Here is a 19,388-nt window from a genome sequence, read left to right as displayed (position 1 = left end):
ATAGAAGGACACAAAGCTTTTTGGCTAACTACATAAGTCTGATTAACTCAATCTTGTAAGATAATTAGGATTTTTAATAAAAACCAGCAACAATTATGAGCCGTGTTAAATATCGGTCAAATGATTATAAAACATCGATTTAATTTTTTAATATTATAAAAACCCTGCAACCAATCCAGATTCCCTTTTATCTTTTATCTTTTATCTTTTATAACTTGGTTAATATATTATCTAATATTAGTGCACAATCGGGTGATTGGATTGAATTTTATTATCGGTAGCAGGAAAATTTTGTATTTCGAGAAAGATTAACCTGTGTCACTTGAGACACATTCTCTTAATTAATTTTCCTTAATATATCTATACCAGCTCACATTTATAAGTAATTAAACGGTCTACAACATATTCAACCTCATCTGCAATACATATCGTTTGATTTTTCTTCTTGTATCTCTAAAATAATGTAGAGATTGCGATATATTCACACATCTTTTCATAAAGATGTTTGGACTAATTACGCACGAGATCTATTATCTAGGTTATTAGTGAAGACATAACAATCATAGTTTTCTAAATAATGTATGTGTCCTAATCAAAAAAAGGTCATTTTAATTTCCATTAATGTCCTCTTTCAAAAGGCTATCTATTACTCTACAAATAGCTAAAATTAATAATAGCAAATACTTTTTCAATATAAACAGCAAGATTGCCAACAGAACCGAGGTATCAAAAGTTGCTGAACCGTAGAAATTTATGACGCGTGGTAAATACCTAAATAAACTTCTTATCCTCCATGATTGACTTCTAAATATAGCGTTTTGTCTACTTTTTTTAGGACTACGTAGTTTTTTGTTCCTTTGAATGCCTCTTGATTTACGAATGGGTTTTGTTTTCCATATCTTTTCGCCTTGCACAGTAAGGGTCAAATACAATAAAAATATTAGTTTTATCAACATATTATAACATGTTAATCTATGTTATAATATATAATAATATCTAATTATATTTTATCACATGTTAGTAGAAATTATTAAACGGGAGCACATGCTATTGTGAATTATGCCCGTTAAGAGAGGAGGAAGAAGTGTAGTTACGGTGGAGATCTTTGTAGAGAATTATCAAAAGATGAAAGAGAGAGCAATTCAAAAACGCCTAAATATTAAGGAATATGTAAACGAATTTTTGAAAGGATATTTAGAGAAAGAGGAATTCCTATCAAGGGTTGCTCCGTCTTTATCGGTTGATTCCTATGAAGGAAATAGAATAACCCTTAAAGACGTCAAAAAGAAAATACTAGTTGATGTGTTTTATGTAAATGGGGAATTGCAATGTGAAACAGATCAATCTAATAACTGCATTCACACAAAATTTATCTGGATGATTCCTGAAATTTCTAAAATCAAATCAAATGGTCAAAAAATTAAAGAATAGGATGTATGTATGCTTAATTGGGCAAGGTCTGCAGTAATATTATGTATCTAAAGTTCAGAAATCAATAATTATTGTTTTAATTACCAGATTTTTTGATAATTGCGTTTTTGCCTACAGTTGCTATCAGCATGAAGATGAGACTTAGCAACTGAACACTTTTTAGTCTCTTCAAAAATCGTGTTTATGATGCAAAGGGTTTATTTGGCACCATATGGCGTGGGTTTAGGTCACGCCAGCAGGCTTTTGATATTAGCGGAAAATATAAAAGAACCCGGCATCGAATTGCGCTTCTCATCCTTTGGTGAGGCCCGTAATTATATCTTGAGCCAAGGATTTGAGTGTGAAAAAGTTCCTCCAGTAGAATTCATGTGGGGGAGGGATGGCGAATTTTCAGTTATGAGTAACATCAATAAGATACCACAATGGCTGGTCAATTTACCTATTCAAGTAAATAAGGAAATAAGATACATAAAGAGATTTAATCCCCATATTATTATATCTGATTCCAGATTATCCCCCCTTATAGCCGCAAGAATATTAAACTTACCAAAAATCTTGATAATTAATCAGATCAAACTTCTACTAACTCCCAGACTGCGAGAGTTTAAGGCTGCGAGATTATTTGAAACGTGCAATGGCGAGTTAATGGGAGGTTTTTGGAATATGTCAGACAAAATTCTAATACCTGACTTACCTCCTCCCTACACTATATCAGAGGGCACAATAAATTCTGTAAAATCAATTAAATCTAAATTAGATTACGTTGGATTCATAACCCCGAGAGCAAAAATTACTGAAAATAGCCTTTCTAAAGCAAAGGAAGTTCTACAAATTGACAGTAAAAAGCCGCTTATTTTTGTCCACATTAGTGGACCCATGGGAACCAGGATACCAATAATAATGAAGCTCATCGAAGTTTTCAAGAAGGCGCCATCTTTTCAATTTGTGTTCTCAGAAGGAAAGTCAAACGGCAAGGTGATTCCCAAAAAAATTTCTAGTAATATGTGGTATTTTGAGTGGTGTCCATACAAGGACGAAATTTTTTTTCTTTCGGATGTCATTATTATGCGTGGAGGACACACAGCCATATCACAAGCTATTCAATATGGAAAGCCAATTATCTCCATTCCTATTCAAAGTCACGGAGAGCAATTGGCAAATTCCTACAAAATAGAGAAACTTGGCATAGGTAAGGCGATTAATTCAAAGACAATGAATGAAACCATACTTATCGATGCGCTAAACGAATTAATTTGTGATAATTCTTACCAAGACAAGGTATCGAAATTGATGGAAATAAGTAACAAACTAGATGGAATCCAGAATGTCAAGGATATCGTTCTTTCGTACGTTAAATGAAAATTTCTTAAAATTCAATTGGTCAATAGAGTTTGCATTTTTGTCCACAACCTTGGCAAAATTCTTTGGTTCATTGTCAACTAAATAATTTCGGATTAGAGTATTTTGATGTATGGTATAGTTTGTATCGATCAATGTTGTCAGTTTCTTTTCAAATGCTCGTGGAGTAAAACTAAAAAGAAGTGGTGTAAGGAGTATTTTTTTTGATTCATTGAACAGCTTAATGTTTTTCTCTATAAACCAGCTGGGATGAATAAACGGAACAAATGGAAAGCTAATAAACATAGAGTCAAAATTGGAATTTAGCAGAATCTTGATGATAACTTGTTCATATACTAATCTTAGAACTTGGCTCCTCCATTCCTTAGATATATTATCATCTTCAGATGCTCTATTGATATGTCGGACCGACGGCAGCTGTATATAGTTCATAGGGTGTAAATAGAATGTAATGGAACCAATTGGATAGTTCCTAATTATTTCATCAAATTTTCTTATTATTTTTATCAGTAGAGCTCGATTACGAAAGAAAATTATTGGTAACGGCATATAACCTGAATCTAAAACCTGTACTAGTGACAGTAGAGAACTATCATCATAAACAGGACATAAAACAATATCCTGTAAGAAATTAAAAGGCGTGCAATCAGAACCTTTAAGCACTAATAAGCTTATGAATGCTATTTTGTTCCCAATTAGTATGTACAATATTTTATCGGCCTGAGATTCATCTTGTACAGGTACAAGGTCTAGTGCTTTGCTAGATAATTCAGTTTGAATAAAAAACTCAAGATCATGTCTAAAATATGTAAAGTCATCATCTTTGGACTCCGTCAATTTTGAAGTTTCTATCTTGATAAGGTATTTTTCACCATTCAATAATAATTTATTTGCTATTGATAAAACGTTATTTGATAAAGTAACGTATTCAAGCTTTATGACAGCACCTATGAAAATATATAAAAGTCCAGATATTTTCCTTAATAACTCAGTAGCTTGAACTAGTTGTGAATCATCGTGTAAGAATATTATCAAGTAGAATCCTTCCGTTTTGATCGACTCTAGTTTATAATTATTTGATTTTAACAATGCAACGGCTGATTTTTTCAAGAATTTCATGAATGAAATGGACTTGATTGTAGGCTCCATCACGATAGCATGTTTATTATCTGTAGAGAAGCGAAAATCTATGTTGCTCATATTGATGTCATGTAAACTTGATCTATCACAATAACGGTCTTCTGTCAGAGCAACAATTATGAATTTATAAAATCGAGAATATTTTTCCTATCAGGAGCATTGGGGACACGTTGAAGATATTCCCTAAACGATTCTTTTGCAGATGCGTCGTTACCAAGGTTTAAGTAAGTAATACCAAGGTTCTTGTAAATTGGTCCGTAGCGTGATGGGTTGATATCTATCGCATTTAGATAATGCCGTTTAGATTTTAAATAATTTTTCCTTTTAAGGTAATAATTCCCTATTCCCCTATGTGCCAAATAAAATTTCGGATTTAGTTCTATAATCTTTTCATAAAGTTCAACACATTTTTCATCATCCTTCTCATTAAGAATCCCTGCGATCATTAACAGCAATTGTGGATTATCTTTCCCTTCATCGTTACTGGCAAGTGACTTTGTAAGCAATTCTAAAGCTTCTTTGGTCTTACCTTGGATTTTTAATCTTTCAGCTTCTAAAGAAATTCGATTAGTTTTTTCAAACATAAAAGAACTGTTTTTGAGTATATCTTTGGCATCTTCCGGGTATATTATCATAGTTAAAAAATCCTCCTGCGCCCATTCGCTAAAAAATTTTTCTTCTGGAATGGCTCCAAATGAATCAGGTTCAGGAACATAGGTTATTAATCTTTTTTCCTCAGGATCATAACCTGTCACAATAGTAGCAAATTGGATAGTGTCATTTATACCAGGCAAGATAACGATTAGAGGAATCCCTTGACCTAGTCGTTTCTTCAGATCATCTAAAGAGCCTCGATATACTTTGGATAATAAATTGAATTTTTTTTCAATAATTTCTAACCCTTCTATAAAAATAGTGCCTCTATGATTCGCATATAGAGTAGTTCTCTTTGATATTTCGTCATCTGGTGTTATTTCACCCCAGAATTTTGTTAATACATTTATTACAAGCGGAAAAACTACATTATCTTCATTTTTACTAACAAGGGGAAGCGATATCTGAATATTATTATCTTTTTCATTTTTGTACACAGCGTAACTGTAGTAGATAGCAAATAAAAATCATAATGCTAGCGCCTAACCTATTTAGAAATTGGGCACGGTAATCCTAATGTATGTTGAGAAAGTTCTCCAAAAGGTCCCTTCCGGGCTTGCCACTCTTTTCGGGATGAAACTGCGTTCCAAATAATGGTTTTTTATTCAAACAGAATAACTCATTATTGCAGTGAGAAGAAGTTCCCAACAACCTAAAATCATCGGACAGAGTTGAAATGCAGAAATTGTGGCTCTCATACATCCTAACTGATTTATAGCCCTCAAGTATAGGAGTTGGTTCTATTAGATCAATTTCTATTGTATCTTTAATTTTTTGAATTTTTCTTAATGTGCAACCAAGGGTCAGTCCTAGAATCTGCCCCCCATAACAAATTCCCAACAATGGTTTGTCCAATACTAAACACCCCTTTACAATACGAGAATTTATCTTGTTAATAAGTGGGGAGTTTTGTTGACGACCTGATAAGATGACATTATCAAATCGCTCAAGAAGCTCTAAATGGGTGTCAAGGGCATGAATTTGATTACAATCATAGCATTCAAAATTATTCTCAAGCTCATTCAATAGTTCTACAATGTCTCCTATGAAGGGTGAAAAGTTGTTTATTAAAAGCGTGTTCAAGTGTGTTTTAATTTATTATATAAATTGAAATTATTTTTAGTTTGCTATTGCTCAAGTGAATTCTCAAAATAAAGACATATTATGATAAAATATAATCGAAAAAATATTAAACTGATTGTCCTTCCTGAATGATATTACAAGGGATTTATTTGAGAGCCAGAAAACCTATTATATTAGTTGATGATTCACCCCAATCACAAAAAATAGTAGAACTATTCATCAATAATGGAATGGAATTCGTCAAATACCACATAAAGAAATTTGAGGAAAGTTGCTGTGGTGAGTTACCAACTACAAGAACTCCTTCAGTCATAGCGGCGGAGGGGATCTTTAAGGAAGAGTCACTAATTATGAATTATATACAATATATGAAGGAAAAAAAGGATAAAGGATATTTAGAAGACAGGAATAGTAAAAACAAACAGAAAAATCACATCGATGAAACAGATAGTGCATATTGGTAAGCGACGCGCAAAAATTTCAAATTATGTTAAGGTAGACAGTTGTTTGGACAGAAACGAGTGCGCTTCATCTATTTTAATTCGCTCCTGGTTCATAGTATCACGAAACCTGACCGTGACGGTGTCATCAGCAAGGGTTTGATGATCGACTGTAAAGGCAAAAGGGGTTCCGATTTCTTCAAGACGACGGTAACGACGACCGATTGATCCAGATTCATCATAGAAAACATCAAAATCCCTCTTAATATTGGATAAGAGTTTAGCAGCTTTATCCTTAAACTCTTGTTTTTTTACTAATGGAAGTATACCTGCGTGAATGGGTGAAATGTATGGCCTTAGTTTCAAGACTACTCGATCATCATTTTGCCTATCTATAAAGTAAGAATGCTCTAGTATTGAATAAATACACCGATCCACTCCTAGTGAGAGCTCAAATACATGAGGCAATACTTTAGTATCGTCATCCATTACTTCAAGATTAGTTTTACTAGTAGCCGAATGAGACTTTAGGTCATAATCGGAACGATAGTTACATGCAACTAATTCTAACCATCCTATGGATGTATCTACCTCGAAATCAAATGCGACGGTAGAGTAAAATGCCTTCTCTTGATCTGACAAACGTCTGAGTCTAGTCCTTTTCTTATCTATTCCAGTCTTATCAAAGAACTCTACAAGTAATGCTAGATAATAAGCAACTAACTTATTTGGCAATATCTTTTGCTCTAATGCTTCTTCAACTGATAGTTCAATTATACGAGTATCATAAAATCTCAAAAGAGTATTCTTTATTTCATCATACTTATTCAAATCATTTAATTTCGCAGGATTACAGAATATCTCAATCTCGGCCTGATAAAATTCCCTCAACCGCAAAAGTCCTTGTCTTGGTGATATTTCATTTCTAAAGCTCTTGCCTATTTGTGCTATACCTAATGGTAACTTTCCTCTGCTAACTTTAAATAATCTAGAGAAATCGACAAAAATAGATTGACATGTCTCAGGACGTAAGTAAGCCTCATCTCGATTTGGACCGATCTCTATCTTAAACATCATATTAAATCGTTCAGATTTAGAGATTTCTCCCTTACAAAGTGGACATTTAATATTGTTCTTTAGAATTAGTTCATCAACGTTTTCATTTTCCATTCGTTCTGGTACATCTATTTTGACTACCTCTTGTATCAGCTTGTCTGCCCTAAACGAGCTTAAACATTTCTTACATTTAACTATAGGATCAGTGAAATTTGTCAGGTGACCTGAAGCCATGAATACTTTTTTGCTCATTATTTGTGATCCATCTATTTCAAGCATGTTGTCTCTTCGAACTAATTCTCTTCTCCATAGTTCTAAGAACTTATTCTTCATTCTTACACCATTGGGTCCATACTCCCAAAATCCAGCATTTGCATCAGAATATAATTCACTGCTTGGAAAATAAAATCCTCTCTCTAGCGCTAGCTGTATTATTTCATCATAGGTATTCATCGATAATTAATCATATATGAAAATTCAGATCCTTAAATCTATTTGTGGGCAAAAAATATTTTATTTGCAATTTTTTCATGAAAAATGTAATATAAAATAAGTTAGATTGCAATAAAAATTATTCAATAATGAGATTTTAATGATATTGAGTAATTTAATGCATAGTATGAAATTAGATCAAAATGAAACGAGAAAAAATGAATGTGTATATTACTCTTATTAATCAAAAGCCATATATTCAATCTAGTCTTGGTGATGCCCAATAAAAATGGTTCTCGCATCTTCAAACAAATGCAGTTTTATTCAATATCAGATAATTGAACCTCTTAAAATTAGTTATCTCAATAAATAAGTATAATCGAATTTTATGTCAGATCGCGATTGGATTTGTCCTCAAAAGTAACCTCCTCATTTGTCACATCTGAAGTAATTATTTTGGTTTCCTTCACTGGCTTTTTTCTTATGACTACTTCTTCCCTAACATACGGATTCTTGATTACTATCGGAACCTCTCTTTTGAGCGGAATGGAAATTTGAGTTCTAGAAGATACCGGCCTTTCAATATCAGATCCCCCTAGTCCTTGGTTTTGGTCAGGAAGAGATTGAGTTTGAGAAGCTGCTGGCCTTTCAATATCAGATCCCCCTAGTCCTTGGTTTTGGTCAGGAAGAGATTGAGTTTGAGAAGCTGCTGGCCTTTCAATATCAGATCCCCCTAGTCCTTGGTTTTGGTCAGGAAGAGATTGAGTTTGAGAAGCTGCTGGCCTTTCAATATCAGATCCCCCTAGTCCTTGGTTTTGGTCAGGAGATTTTTCTATTCCAGTCTCCTCACTGTTAAATGGTATACGTTCAATAGTAACTTTTTCATACGTCAAATCTATCTCAACGGTTTTTGTTTCTTTAACAGGTTCCTTGATGATATCGACCTTATCCTCGACAACCTTTTTTGAAACTTGCAGATTCTCCCCTATTACAGGAATTCTAGTCTCCATTTCTTTGGACATATCCGATGATTTAAATTTAGAATAGTCCTTGAATGCAGGGTCGGCTGTTTCCTCATATCCCGTTAACTCTTTTTCGTTTACTTTAACACGGAGTATATCTCCATCAAAACTTTCAGCAGTTGATTTTGGTATTACGAACCTTCTCTTGTTAAATAGCCCCTTCTGTATCACAATGAAATTATCGCCAGTTTCTACCACTTCCCCCAAATCCAAACCGTCGGTGCCAATTACCTCTTTTTTAATAACATTTTTCCAATCTATATTATCCTTATTGTTACTAACACGCACAAATTATACTTATAGGAAGATATATAAAATAATATGGATTGAGATTTTAACCATCACCAATAAAATAAATTCTGAATTAGGATATCTCTTCTTTGAAATTGCCAGGAAATTTTAAGGTAAGTTTTTCTCGATTGACCTCTACATCGATTTTCCGTTTTTCGTTCACTTGATACTTTTTGATAACAATCTCGGCTAGTTTAACCATTTTCTTATCTATAATAATTTCTTCACCCCATAGTTCAAAAGTCTCTTGAGTCTTTGTTTGGTCGGCCGCCTGTTGGATGTTTGTTTGGTCGGCCGCCTGTTGGATGTTTGTTTGATCGGCCGCCTGTTGGATGTTTGTTTGGTCGGCCGCCTGTTGGATGTTTGTTTGATCGGCCGCCTGTTGGATGTTTGTTTGGTCGGCCGCCTGTTGGATGTTTGTTTGATCGGCCGCCTGTTGGATGTTTGTTTGGTCGGCCGCCTGTTGGATGTTTGTTTGGTCGGCCGCCTGTTGGATGTTTGTTTGGTCGGCCGCCTGTTGGATGTTTGTTTGGTCGGCCTGTTGGATGTTTGTTTGATCGGCCTGTTGGATGTTTGTTTGATCGCTCAATGTAACATATGAAAGCGAAATAGCTTTTTCACTTATTACATTCTTGTTCAATTCCATTCCTTCGGGTTCCCAGCAAACAATTTCTACCTCGCTACCAGTTGGATCAGGCTGTTTGTTGTCCTTCTCATCAGTTCTTTCTCGTAGAAATGCATCAGATATCTTGCTTTTTATTTGGAAGAAAATTTCACCTTTCTCCTTGTCACTATAAGAATCAAAAACTTTGTCGTTTATGAAAATCTCTTCATATTTTAAAGGAATCTCGATTTCCTTCTTCACTGTGATCCATTTCTTTTCAATTTTCAAGTTGCCATTCTCACTTTTTTTGGTAACGTCAAGCTTTTCGTTATATAACGGAATTTTTTGCACTAACTCCTCAGTTTTGATCAATCCATTACTATCAAGATTGCTGATTCGTTGATCATCCGATAATTTTATACCGAATTTATTCTCATAAGATTGAGAGACCATGTATCTACCCTGTACTATGATGACATGATTGATATATACATCTTTTAATAAGAATTAACCGAAATCACTACCATTGCTTTATTTGTTTTTCCATAATTGACGCCTTGTACATAAGATGGTTCATGTTAGGTGGTTTAATAACAACAGGATAAGAATCGTAAATTATTTCGCTATGATTGTCAAGCACAAGAAATACTTTCTCAGATAGGTCCGAGTTAGGTTTTCCCTCCTTTATTCGTATCATAAATCTGGTTAACTATCTTGATTAATAAGTTTAATAGTAATAGAGAATCTGTATCAAACATCCTTGAAAACTTGATTTTTAATAGCTGATCAGCGACTCTTAACATCTTACTTTTAATCAAGAGCTAACTATTAATTCAAGAAATGTAAATTTCGAAACCAAGCTATTAAGGATTAAAACTAAAAGAATCCTGATAATTATATTGATTTGCAGACAGCGAAAAAATATTTTTTGAAAAATCTCTAATCAAATTTGTAAATTAGTATGAGTTGAATTATATTTTTAAAAGGTAATAAAGGCTCTGCAAAGGGTAACAGTTCTTAAAATGGTTGATCATTTCTTACAAGGCATGAACATCAGCACTAAACTGGGATTTACCTAGTATGCATACCAATAGACTTTGCCTTTACTACCTTCTTTCAGTGGAGCTTGTTAATGGGTCTGGTATATATAATATCGGTACCATGCTATTTAAACTATATTTTATTCACATACACGATGTAATATTTTTATATTGAAATCCAAAATTTTACCAATAATTACAATATTGAACAGTATATGATTTATTGCAGATGTAAAGTCGTATTAGAATTCTAAAATTAAATTATAACCCTAAAATCAATTACAAATATATTGCATAAATGAAATAATCCTAATATTCGCTACGTTTTTGATCATGGAAAAGTATTTTTGTATAATAAAGCTTCTTAATTTGATCAAATAGAATGAGTAATCCATATAGTTGTTTAACAAAAATGAGCCATCCTCAATAGTCATGTATTTTATCTTATGAATATGAAAGCAAAATTACAGCAATCATGATTATCAATTACGATCAATTTCCCAGGACATTTCTTACGAATCCAATGTTATCAAGATCATTTCTAACCGAGTCAATAGGCGTTTCCATAATGAATGGGACCTTGTTTAATTTCTTATAATTTACTATATATCTTAAGCCATTTCCTCCAATTTTTCCTAAACCAACGTGATAGTGTCTATCAAGGTTAGATCCCAAATCTCCTTTTGAATCGTTTAAATGAATTATTTTTATGGTTTCTATACCAATTTGGCTATCTATTTTCTCAAAAAGGGTTGAAACACCACTTTCAGTTGATAAATCATAGCCTGCGGCAAATAAATGGCAAGTGTCTATGCACAACCCATAATCAGTTTTCCCAAGAATGTTGAATATGCTTTGGATTTCCTCGATTTGGCTTCCAATACTATTTTTTTGTCCCGCACTATTTTCCAAAAGGATTTTAACTCTGTTACTTGGTAAGCCCAGGTCACTGTATGATTGTAATGATTTTGTACACCCATTTACAAGTTGGTTTATCCCTTTTTTAGTTCCTTGACCTAGATGACTTCCCAGATGTATAACAAGATAAGGTATGCCCAACATATTGCAACGTGTTATTTCATCTGTCAATACTAATATTGATTTTTCATACATTTCACTGGTAGGTGCCGACAGATTAGGCAAGTATGGCATATGTACAACAACGGATTCAGGATCAATTGAACTATTACCCAATTTTTCCTTGAACATTTCGGTTTCAGATAAAGTCAGTTCCTTAGTCTTCCACTGTCTAGGACTTCTTGTAAATATCTGAAAAGCTGAACATCCAATTTTTAGTGCGTTATCAACTGAATTTGAAATACCACCACTAATAGACACATGAACACCTAATTTTAGAACCAATGTGGATAATCTTGTAGGTCTGAAATTTATAAGTTAATCATTTAAAGATCCACGCTAAACAGCACGATTTGTAACCAAACGAACTGAAAGGAGTCCATTTACAATGTTTGGAGAATGTATATTCTGAATCCATATCCATATTTTATGTTGTATTGAATTAATGAGTCATTGTAACGTGGATAAATTTATAATAATGACAACTCTAAATCAAAAATAACTTTTAGTTACAACCTAATTGCGGACATAATCCTAGGGGTAAGAACAAATGAGGAAGCAAGGCCACAACTGGTTCGTTAACCCTATTCATACTCTTATAATGTCCGATGAAATGCGTTCATTTAAAAGTATGCTATTTCTAGCGAAATAAATTAACCTGTATGAAATCTATGACGTATTGTCATTTAATCTGTTAAAAGATTATAGAATAAATCCAAGTTAAATTAATCTATTTAGATTCCAGATAATCAGAATGTTTTAAAGACAGATTACAAAAATTTGAATTTAGTCATATAACTTTGAGATGAAATTGATTTCTACTTTTTTAGTTTCGATATATGGTTGAATGATGCAAATGTAAGTTCCTCAGGACCGCGTCAAAGAAATCCTATGTGACCTAAAATTTTTTAAAGTATTAAATTTACACTAACAATATCAAATATTTAGACAAGAAAAATTTGTAATAAACCATTCCATGAACTAATCCTTATATTGAGTAATGATACATATATTTAGTTATGATAGGATTTGTTTTTGCTTCACAAAGGAACAAATCTGATCTCAAAGTAAAGCGGCATGATCATTTAGTGGTTATCATGGTGTAAGAATGTGGAGAATTTTCCACAATTATTAATCTATCCAAAAAATGTACTTTATAATTTATGGCAATCCTTTATAAAGGATGTCAAGAGAGTTTGATTAATACATAGAAATATCATGTAATAAACACTCTGAACAGCGCCGTATTAAAATAGTTATTTACAGTTTATCGTTATAATAATTGGAGATATTTTTACTAAAGAATAATCAAAATAAATTAACATTATTTGTTTTCAAACTGCTTATATCGTATGTTTGAATCGTATGCTTAGACAAAGACATGAATGACAAAGATCTAAATATTGTTTGGGTATGTACTCAATGTAATCAAAATTTTCTATTTTATTCGGATGTTCAAGATCATAAGAGTAGCACCGGCCATTCAAAGATTTATAAATTTGATTTGTTGTCCGGTCGGATGATCGACAGGATAGAGATGAGTTAGTTTTAAAATATAAATTAATATTAGATATACATAAAAAGAGGACAATTATCATTTAATCAAAAGCCGGGGTCGCCTAGCCTGGAAGGGCGCAAGCCTGGAAATTAGGAAACTATATAGCTTGTGGCCCGTGAGGGCCTCGAGGGTTCAAATCCCTCTCCCGGCGCCTTTTCTCGTCGAAATTGTTTTTCGTAGCGCATTTGGTCTGTATATTACTGAATTTCGTAGCGTTGAATGATGGATGGTCATTGGAAGAGCTCATTGAACCCTCGACACCCTCACGGGCCACGAGCTTCTCATTTTCAAATATGGATTCATTTTTTTGCAGATTACTAAATTTGGTAGCGCTGTTGTTAGGAGTCAATGGCTGACTAGACGGGTTAAAACTTCTTTTGTCTTTAGCACTTGGGGCGGCCAGTTTTGTAGTAGTTGAAATGTCCATAAAAGAATTAACACCGTCGCCAAATAGTTTTGACAGCAAGGGAAGTTCTTTTTGCAAAACCGCCATCTTCTTTCTGATCAAGCACTTTAACTTTCTTTCATAGGATTGAGAAACTTGTTTTTGACCTTGAAGATAGAGAATCACTGCTTTTGATAACATAGTAATATTAGTTGTCTATGGAAGATATAGAATTAAGCTTTTTCTATTTAATCAAACGTATTTGTGTTCCTCTGTTAACCTTTTTCGAATTTCCTTGAGATTGAACAACCATGTTAGTATCTTATAAGGAATTTTATCATATCAATATAATTGGAACAACAAGATATTTCTGAGAAGGTACAAAGTCTGACCCTTAACATCTGTCAAAGTTTTAATTGAAAGTACTAACAAAGAATTGAAAGTATCAGTAAAGTTTGTTGATATCTATAATGACGCCTGCAGAAGACGAGGGGCAGGTACAACAAGGAAGAGTCAGATTTGGAGCTGAGACAACATGTCAGAGATAACTTGATTAGTATTGGCTACATATTTGTAGATCCAGATGACGCTGACTCCATTTACTTGACTCAAAAGGCCATAGACGAATATGCCGAGTACTAAAACATAAAAAGAGATAGCCATTCGTTTCTATCTAAAAAACTATGTTCACCTATGGTTATTACGAAGACAAAGAAAGCACTGCAAGCAAAACTCTACGAAGCTAAAATGTTTTGTAATACTGAGGAATATTGTACAGCAGAGTTACAAGTGGAGATCCGGGCTTTAGAGTTTGCACTAGATAAATCAGGTTCTGACATATAGTAACTTAACATTTTTGCTCTTTTAGGTAAATGATAATTTGTATTCTGTAATTTGACGATGTGAATATATGAATTGTCTAGTCCTCAATACGCATAATTACACTGCGTAGTAGATAAATCTTAGTATGACATATGCAAATCAAATGGGTCGAAGTATTCCTTCATTTAGATATTTGATTGAAATCGAGCGGTTGAATTGGTCCGAATTTAAGAAAGAACTATCATCCAAGAAAGAGAAAGAAGCCTTTAACACGATATTTGAAAACGCCAAATTGTATACACAATATCTCTCTAATTCTAACAGACCAATCCCAATTGAGCCTATTATGATGGGTGCTTTGTTCCATAAATATAAAACACTCTTGAAGTTTTGTAAAGAGGAGGTTAATGTCACTGAGGATTCCATAAATCAGAAATTGGTTGTATTGGATAGAGAGAAACCTTTAGCAAAAACATTGTTTGATAAAACCTGTGAAAGGTGGCGCGGTTTGCTATACGCCCTTCAAAAAGATGATAGAGAACAGTTACTAAACATGTTAGTTAATTGTTGTAATAGTTTGGATGAAAGGGCGGCCAAGACGCTAATCGATAAAGTTTCAGAATCTACCATTTCTGTTCTTTTTCTTTTTAGTCTTGTCTTGCAGAATCAAAAACTGATAAACGGAATTAAAAAGATTTCAGAGAAAAAAGTTAAAACCGATGTCAATGGATTAGACTTTATCGATTAACTCTAACTGAGGGTTCAAGGTTTATGACATTGTTGGGGCCACATTTCGAACTCTACTCAATATCTAATTTGTCAACATGAAAATGTCAAAAGTTATGGTAAAGACGTTCCGTCGCCAAAACTCTCATGAAAGGGTCGACAGATTTTTTATGCCTTTATGTTCCCAAAATTGTAAAAAAGATGATAAATACTTTGGCAAGATGTTTAACTAAATAGAGGACTAAGGGGTAAATTTTCTTACAGCACTGTTGAAACCAGATTGCACGAAAGTTGGAAGAAAGTTACACCTCCGGTACCCTTAGACATACATCATTCAACTCAATTAAAAGGCCTGGAGGTAATCACACCCATTCTCTTTAGAAACGATATCACATCCTCTTGCTAGTAATTATGTAGTTTGGTCAACTCTTGTGTTATCAAATCACATTTGGAAAATCGTTCTAAAAATAGCGAGCTCTAATTATAAAAACAGAATTTGTTCCTCTTAATAGACTAAAAAGGCGATAATTAGTTAAGAGATAAAGAATTGAACCAACTCGGGTTTCTTTGCAGGAGTGTTAATCCCAAATATGTACTGATTATAGTCATCACCATAGTCAAGATTTACCCCAAATTCAGTCCCCACAGGAACATCGCTTGATTTAAATGTAAATGTCTTTGAAACAGATTGGCCCGCTGGGAAATAGATATCATACTCCGGTTTGAAGATATTGTCAGGATAATTGCCCACGTTTACTGTGATTCCACCGTATGTATCCATCGGTGACTGGTTTGTAACTTCAACAATGCCTTTGAAAGTTCATTTTGAATTAGATGGCGGCTGGTTGCTTCCATTAGAACATATTTCAAATCCATCACTGTATCCGCTCATGAATTCTGATGTGTGAAAGCTGGGGCCCTTGCCTGCTTGATTTATGTATCTCTCAGAAGGATCATCGATTTTTGCATCAGAACAACCATAGGTATATCCCGAATTGTAAGCAAGAGTATTCGATCCACCGTTTCCACCATCATCTACTTTGCAGTCTGCAAGGTTAGGATATGTTTTGCACACATCTTCTTTATATCCGCATGTTTTCATGTCAGGTCTAAAAATCATCCCAGATGGACAGCCCTCGGAATTTGAAATGCAGCGTCCTGTTTCATCATCATCTACACTATGATATCCATCAGGACAACCATCATGTTGTGGAAAACACTGACCATCCTCATTCATATTAAAGCCTTCAGGACAATTACCATTTTCATCAGGAGCACATTTGGGTAATGATGGGTCAAACAAACAATCCCCATCAGGTTGTATATTAGAAGATCCACTCAGTGTATTTGAACCGCCGGCTATGTTTTGTTCATCATTTATAATACCGGAACTATTTTCTTCAGAACCAGTTTCTGATGTAGTTTGCTCATTTGCCCTTTCAGTGATCTCTTCTTGAGTGGTCTGTGGAATAGATTGAATTTCGTTTTCTGTTGACGAATCAGTTTCATTTAATTGGCCATACACATTCCAGCTTGAAGTGGCAGAGCCCAGAACAAGAGTAGATATAATTGTGAAAATTGCAAGAATATTGAAAGCATGTTGTACTTTTTTTCTATTTACACTGCTGAATTTAATATAATAGTATCGATCGATGCTTTGTATCAATATATAATATATATAAATGCAATTCTAAAAGGTTTTCTTATACTAAATTTTCAAGAAAACGGGTTTAGAGTTGAATCGTTGTTAGCAAAGATATTTAATTGAAATTGATACCAAACTAGGAAAAACACAAGATTGAAAATGTAGCATCTGGATTGAATGCTAGTAATAAATCTTTACTGAGTTAGATACTATTCGCTAAGGGGTATTTTTGCTTACAGCTGACCTAATCGGTTTGCAGAATAACTGGAAAAAACATTATGATACAACCCCATGCAATAGTATCCAGTCAAATGGAGGATGCGCTGTTACTAAGGAAAGTCACCTTTTCAGATTCATAGTTGTTCGTTTACCTAAATTCACAAGGTTTTCTGTAGATCATTTAGGTGAGTCTGTATGTCATCTAATTGTTCTTTCATATCTTGCTTAAACTTGAACAACTTCAACTCTAAATAGATGTCTTCCTTCTTATTCTGCAATAATACCTTGTCGCTTTCATTAAAAGGTAGGATTGATGATTCTTCATATAATGACAATCTCTCAAAATACGGCTGATAGATTTCATCAGCACTTTTATCTTTTTCACAAATCCTGGCTTTCAGTTCATTATCTAGATCCAAAAGTTTATCGACAAATGCATGACTAGATTCTAGGAATGCTGACTCAGACATTCACAAGTTAAATCTACTATAACATTTATAATCTTTTTTTATCCTAAAGTCGTCTACGGAATGAATCTTAAGAAGGGCAAGATAACAAATTATATCATTCTGGTCATGATGCTATCGGCTGGTCCCATAGGACGCCCGGAATGCTCAACAACCTACAAGCTGCTGCCACAATCTGGACAATAGAGGATGTTTTATAAAATAGAATATCTAAAACTATCAATTACACTCGGTATAACAAGGCCATCGTTTGGCAAGTGCCAAGACCAAGGCGGTGTAATATATTAACATGGTCAAACACATAGTTACCGTCGTCAATAGTTCAATAGCAAAATGTCATTTCAAAAACCGCGTTTTAACGTAAAAGGCCAGTCTGTTAGAAAAAATACTATCAGCGTTATAGATACCATAGTTAGAAGGACAAAGGGGTATTTTTTCTTACAGCATTGGTTCAGGAGTGCAAAAAAACACCTTCTAAAAATATTACGTTACTACAAAAATTTCGACTATTGACAAGGCCTCACACCTTGTGGGGTGCAAGACCTTTGAGGAAGTAATGTATGCCGTCGCGTTTAGTTCTCATAATATGCTTAATAATATTATGGTACTTTTTTTTATACAAAATTTCTACTAAGTATTTATAGTTTGTGGCTTTTTGGGTCTGATCCCCATGAAATGTTAGTGACACAAATGATACTAAAACAAATGAACCTTCCCCTTCCTCTCTAACATCAAAACCAAATCTACTTAATTTGACAACAACAACAAAGGAAACAAAACTAATTAGATCATGATTAACATTAGTGCATAATCAAGGGCCCCTCCAATCCTAAACTGTGATGTCAAGGGAATAAAAAATAGTGTCACTTGAGTCACTACCGGTACTGTCAATTAACAATCAAATCATGTAGTTTAGTTAACTTTTGTCTGATCTGGTCAAACTTTGAGAGGTCTGGTCGTTAATAGTGCCTGACAAAAACAGAACTAGATATCTGTCCCTGCAACAGATCTATTATTTCAGATTCGACGCCCTCATTTCTCAAATATGTTGCAAAGACTTTTCTGCAGTAGTACATATTCATCGAAACAGAGTAGTTTCCGAACGTGCTTCTAATAAAAGCATAAGAAGTAATCGATTCAGCTTTCTGAGCTATTTGTAATATATCATCGTTCATAGTACTTACATATGCATTCTTGGAGACTCGAAGAAAGAGTTTCGGGTATGTAAAGCGCATTAGGAGAATCCTCTTTCTATCGATATATGCAGTTTCATCGGTCCTGATGAGATCCATTGCTTTGTACCCCTCATCGGGCCGCAGCCCCGTCAAGGTATTGAAGAGGATAACATTCCCTACAGTTCCAGGCAGGATAGAAACAGATTCCTTCACCCATTTCAACATGGCAGCAAAAGATTCATTAGAATCATTAAAAATTTCTTTAAATACAGCATACGCTTCCCTCTTTGGCCATTTCAACTGAAATCTCTTGATTAAAGTTTGCCATCGGTCATAGATTCCCACATACTTTGACAAAGATGATAATGATTCATAACATATTGTCTAGTTTCCGGAGATACAGACATCAAATCTTGAGCGTTTTCCTCTTGCAAAACATAATAAAATCTCTTTGCATATTGGATCTTGTTTCTAATGGTATGAGGACTCTGTTTCTGTTTAGTTAAATATTCTTTGAAATTTCTTACCGATATGTCATCAATTGAGCACATATTGTTCCCATGATTAGGTACATAATTAAGTACAATCCTTCTCCCGGCGCCTTACTCAAGGAGACAATTATTAGAGTTTCTTTGTATCAATAGATGCTAAACCTTTTGATTTTTGAATATTTGCTACCCCAAACTGGATTTGAATTAACAGATATCGTAATACAATATTAAAAAAAATGGTAGGACAGGGGCCGGAGTTCGAACGTTGTTC

General features: G+C 33.9%; 19 protein-coding genes and 1 tRNA gene. 8 read left to right on the top strand and 12 right to left on the bottom strand.

Annotated elements, in window-relative coordinates; genetic code table 11:
* The first annotated feature begins 1,059 nt into the window (after positions 1-1,059).
* Positions 1,060-1,431, top strand: coding sequence for a hypothetical protein (locus AAGU22_RS04610; RefSeq protein WP_458721055.1), 372 nt, complete (start codon positions 1,060-1,062; stop codon positions 1,429-1,431).
* 201 nt (positions 1,432-1,632) lie between these two features.
* A complete protein-coding gene (locus tag AAGU22_RS04605) occupies positions 1,633-2,790 on the top strand; it encodes a glycosyltransferase (protein ID WP_458721054.1) in 1,158 nt (385 codons plus the stop codon).
* On the opposite strand, the gene AAGU22_RS04600 is transcribed toward AAGU22_RS04605, so the two are convergent.
* From AAGU22_RS04600 to AAGU22_RS04590, 3 genes are all read right to left on the bottom strand, one after another.
* The gene (locus tag AAGU22_RS04600) at positions 2,740-3,990 is read right to left on the bottom strand and encodes a hypothetical protein (RefSeq protein WP_458721053.1); all 1,251 of its coding nucleotides are present in this window, start codon (positions 3,988-3,990) and stop codon (positions 2,740-2,742) included. The genes AAGU22_RS04605 and AAGU22_RS04600 overlap by 51 nt on opposite strands.
* Before the next feature lie 56 nt (positions 3,991-4,046).
* Positions 4,047-5,021 carry a tetratricopeptide repeat protein gene (locus tag AAGU22_RS04595; RefSeq protein WP_458721052.1) on the bottom strand — a complete coding sequence of 325 codons (975 nt, stop codon included), beginning with the start codon at positions 5,019-5,021 and terminating at the stop codon, positions 4,047-4,049.
* A 76-nt stretch (positions 5,022-5,097) separates the two neighbouring features.
* Complete coding sequence (locus AAGU22_RS04590; protein ID WP_458721051.1) at positions 5,098-5,667, bottom strand: type 1 glutamine amidotransferase; 570 nt, start codon at positions 5,665-5,667, stop codon at positions 5,098-5,100.
* 149 nt (positions 5,668-5,816) lie between these two features.
* Between AAGU22_RS04590 and AAGU22_RS04585 the strand changes: the two genes are divergently transcribed.
* Positions 5,817-6,131 (top strand): hypothetical protein, encoded by a 315-nt coding sequence (locus AAGU22_RS04585; RefSeq protein WP_458721050.1) that lies wholly within the window; start codon positions 5,817-5,819, stop codon positions 6,129-6,131.
* Between the two features lie 21 nt (positions 6,132-6,152).
* Here AAGU22_RS04585 and glyS read toward each other — a convergent pair whose 3' ends face one another.
* The 5 genes from glyS to AAGU22_RS04560 all read right to left on the bottom strand — a co-directional run bounded on the left by glyS (position 6,153) and on the right by AAGU22_RS04560 (position 11,914).
* Entirely contained in the window at positions 6,153-7,616 is a 1,464-nt protein-coding gene (glyS, locus tag AAGU22_RS04580) for a glycine--tRNA ligase (protein WP_458721049.1), read from the bottom strand.
* Positions 7,617-7,981: 365 nt separating this feature from the next.
* Positions 7,982-8,905 (bottom strand): DUF2382 domain-containing protein, encoded by a 924-nt coding sequence (locus tag AAGU22_RS04575; protein WP_458721048.1) that lies wholly within the window; start codon positions 8,903-8,905, stop codon positions 7,982-7,984.
* A gap of 76 nt (positions 8,906-8,981) precedes the next feature.
* Positions 8,982-9,965 carry a hypothetical protein gene (locus AAGU22_RS04570; protein ID WP_458721047.1) on the bottom strand — a complete coding sequence of 328 codons (984 nt, stop codon included), beginning with the start codon at positions 9,963-9,965 and terminating at the stop codon, positions 8,982-8,984.
* 67 nt (positions 9,966-10,032) lie between these two features.
* A complete protein-coding gene (locus tag AAGU22_RS04565; RefSeq protein ID WP_458721046.1) occupies positions 10,033-10,209 on the bottom strand; it encodes a hypothetical protein in 177 nt (58 codons plus the stop codon).
* Positions 10,210-11,044: 835 nt separating this feature from the next.
* Positions 11,045-11,914, bottom strand: coding sequence for a deoxyribonuclease IV (locus AAGU22_RS04560; RefSeq protein ID WP_458721045.1), 870 nt, complete (start codon positions 11,912-11,914; stop codon positions 11,045-11,047).
* 1,323 nt (positions 11,915-13,237) lie between these two features.
* Between AAGU22_RS04560 and AAGU22_RS04555 the strand changes: the two genes are divergently transcribed.
* The 5 genes from AAGU22_RS04555 to AAGU22_RS04535 all read left to right on the top strand — a co-directional run bounded on the left by AAGU22_RS04555 (position 13,238) and on the right by AAGU22_RS04535 (position 15,142).
* Positions 13,238-13,338: transfer RNA gene (locus AAGU22_RS04555), tRNA-Ser, on the top strand.
* A gap of 226 nt (positions 13,339-13,564) precedes the next feature.
* Positions 13,565-13,717, top strand: coding sequence for a hypothetical protein (locus AAGU22_RS04550; protein ID WP_458721044.1), 153 nt, complete (start codon positions 13,565-13,567; stop codon positions 13,715-13,717).
* Positions 13,718-14,091: 374 nt separating this feature from the next.
* Entirely contained in the window at positions 14,092-14,214 is a 123-nt protein-coding gene (locus AAGU22_RS04545; RefSeq protein WP_458721043.1) for a hypothetical protein, read from the top strand.
* Positions 14,215-14,265: 51 nt separating this feature from the next.
* Positions 14,266-14,415: a hypothetical protein gene (locus AAGU22_RS04540; protein ID WP_458721042.1), complete on the top strand. Its 150-nt coding sequence runs from the start codon at positions 14,266-14,268 to the stop codon at positions 14,413-14,415.
* Between the two features lie 124 nt (positions 14,416-14,539).
* Positions 14,540-15,142, top strand: coding sequence for a hypothetical protein (locus AAGU22_RS04535; protein WP_458721041.1), 603 nt, complete (start codon positions 14,540-14,542; stop codon positions 15,140-15,142).
* Between the two features lie 510 nt (positions 15,143-15,652).
* Here the strand turns inward: AAGU22_RS04535 and AAGU22_RS04530 are convergent.
* The 4 genes from AAGU22_RS04530 to AAGU22_RS04515 all read right to left on the bottom strand — a co-directional run bounded on the left by AAGU22_RS04530 (position 15,653) and on the right by AAGU22_RS04515 (position 18,926).
* Positions 15,653-15,901, bottom strand: a complete 249-nt coding sequence (locus AAGU22_RS04530; RefSeq protein ID WP_458721040.1) for a hypothetical protein — start codon at positions 15,899-15,901, stop codon at positions 15,653-15,655.
* A 39-nt stretch (positions 15,902-15,940) separates the two neighbouring features.
* A complete protein-coding gene (locus AAGU22_RS04525) occupies positions 15,941-16,786 on the bottom strand; it encodes a hypothetical protein (RefSeq protein ID WP_458721039.1) in 846 nt (281 codons plus the stop codon).
* A gap of 356 nt (positions 16,787-17,142) precedes the next feature.
* Positions 17,143-17,454, bottom strand: a complete 312-nt coding sequence (locus AAGU22_RS04520; protein ID WP_458721038.1) for a hypothetical protein — start codon at positions 17,452-17,454, stop codon at positions 17,143-17,145.
* Positions 17,455-18,410: 956 nt separating this feature from the next.
* Positions 18,411-18,926 carry a site-specific integrase gene (locus AAGU22_RS04515; RefSeq protein ID WP_458721037.1) on the bottom strand — a complete coding sequence of 172 codons (516 nt, stop codon included), beginning with the start codon at positions 18,924-18,926 and terminating at the stop codon, positions 18,411-18,413.
* Positions 18,927-19,388: the final 462 nt, after the last annotated feature.

Source organism: Candidatus Nitrosocosmicus sp. R, from assembly GCF_054408505.1.
Note: the sequence above shows the minus strand (reverse complement) of the source record. Positions and strands in the feature narration are given on the sequence as shown.

What these genes read in the sequence shown, in the direction of transcription:
- AAGU22_RS04610 (WP_458721055.1), top strand. Translation starts at nt 1,060, where the DNA reads ATGCCCGTTAAGAGAGGAGGAAGAAGTGTAGTTACGGTGGAGATCTTT.
- AAGU22_RS04600 (WP_458721053.1), bottom strand. Translation starts at nt 3,990, where the DNA reads ATGAGCAACATAGATTTTCGCTTCTCTACAGATAATAAACATGCTATC.
- glyS (WP_458721049.1), bottom strand. Translation starts at nt 7,616, where the DNA reads ATGAATACCTATGATGAAATAATACAGCTAGCGCTAGAGAGAGGATTT.
- AAGU22_RS04570 (WP_458721047.1), bottom strand. Translation starts at nt 9,965, where the DNA reads ATGGTCTCTCAATCTTATGAGAATAAATTCGGTATAAAATTATCGGAT.
- AAGU22_RS04565 (WP_458721046.1), bottom strand. Translation starts at nt 10,209, where the DNA reads ATGATACGAATAAAGGAGGGAAAACCTAACTCGGACCTATCTGAGAAA.
- AAGU22_RS04540 (WP_458721042.1), top strand. Translation starts at nt 14,266, where the DNA reads ATGGTTATTACGAAGACAAAGAAAGCACTGCAAGCAAAACTCTACGAA.
- AAGU22_RS04535 (WP_458721041.1), top strand. Translation starts at nt 14,540, where the DNA reads ATGACATATGCAAATCAAATGGGTCGAAGTATTCCTTCATTTAGATAT.
- AAGU22_RS04530 (WP_458721040.1), bottom strand. Translation starts at nt 15,901, where the DNA reads ATGGATACATACGGTGGAATCACAGTAAACGTGGGCAATTATCCTGAC.
- AAGU22_RS04520 (WP_458721038.1), bottom strand. Translation starts at nt 17,454, where the DNA reads ATGTCTGAGTCAGCATTCCTAGAATCTAGTCATGCATTTGTCGATAAA.